Source organism: Thermus sp. (genome assembly GCF_056332225.1).
Window position 1 is genome coordinate 1 of sequence record NZ_JBWGQW010000263.1, and the last position, 512, is coordinate 512.

Sequence of the window (512 nt, forward strand, 5' to 3'; positions counted from 1 at the left end):
GGGCCGCTCCTTCCGCGTTCGCCCCAGGGTCGGTGCCGCCCCTCAGGACCAGGACCGCCCCGTCCTCGGGCGTGGCCCCCCGGCGCTCAAGCCGCTCCGCCCAGAGGGCCACCAGAGCGGGGTGGGTGCCGAGGGGGCGGGCGAGGAGGAAGCGGGCCTTGGGGTACCTGCTCCTGGCCGCCTCCAGGGCCAGGGGCAGGTCGGCCTTCAGGTGCCCCGCCCCGAGGAGGAGGAGGGGGAGGACCACCCCGCCCCCTCCTTTGGCGAGCTCCAGGGCGGCCTCGAGGAGGGTGGGGCTTTGGTGCTCTATGAAGCCTAAAAGCACCTCCTCCCCAAGCCGCCTTTCCAGGCCCTTTTTGAGCCCCTGGGCCAGGGCCTGGGCCCTAGGGTCGGGGGAGCCGTGGGCGGTGAGGAGGATCATGGCAGGGCCTCCTCGGGGATCCCCAAGGGCAGGACCCCCAGGGCCAGGGTGAGGTTTCCCCGCTTGGTCTTCTCTACGAGAAGCCTCGCCC

At 72.9% G+C, this 512-nt stretch carries 1 protein-coding gene; it reads right to left on the bottom strand.

The features are described 5' to 3' along the window. On the bottom strand, positions 1 to 421 hold a 421-nt coding region (locus AC01Y6_RS11270; RefSeq protein ID WP_476671622.1), incomplete at its 3' end, for a sirohydrochlorin chelatase. Positions 422 to 512: the final 91 nt, after the last annotated feature.